Here is a 447-nt window from a genome sequence, read left to right on the forward strand (position 1 = left end):
CCCGCACCGCCCAGGCGCAGTACAACGCCGGCGGCTGGGTCACCCACCACAACACCGACGCCTGGCGTGCCACCTCAGTCGTCGACGGCGCCTTCTGGGGCATGTGGCAGACCGGCGGCGCCTGGCTGGCCACCCTGATCTGGGAGCACTACACCTTCACCGGCGACCTGGACTTCCTGCGCACCTACTACCCCGCCATGAAGGGCGCCGCCCAGTTCTTCCTCGACACCCTGGTCACCGAGCCCAGCCTCGGCTACCTGGTCACCAACCCCTCCAACTCCCCGGAGCTGGGCCACCACAACGGCGTCAGCGTGTGTGCCGGGCCGACGATGGACAACCAGATCCTGCGCGACCTGTTCAACGGCTGCGCCCAGGCCAGCCAGACCCTCGGCGTGGACGCCACCTTCCGCACCCAGGTCCTGGCCGCCCGCGACCGGCTCGCCCCGA

The 447-nt window shown here is 70.5% G+C and carries 1 protein-coding gene; it reads left to right on the top strand.

The window, feature by feature from the left end:
• A partial coding sequence (locus tag QSK34_RS37640) for a glycosyl hydrolase family 95 catalytic domain-containing protein (RefSeq protein ID WP_502875571.1) occupies positions 1-447 on the top strand: 447 nt, incomplete at both ends.

Source organism: Herbidospora sp. NBRC 101105, from assembly GCF_030269205.1.
In the GTDB taxonomy this organism is placed as follows: Bacteria; Actinomycetota; Actinomycetes; order Streptosporangiales; family Streptosporangiaceae; genus Herbidospora; species Herbidospora solisilvae.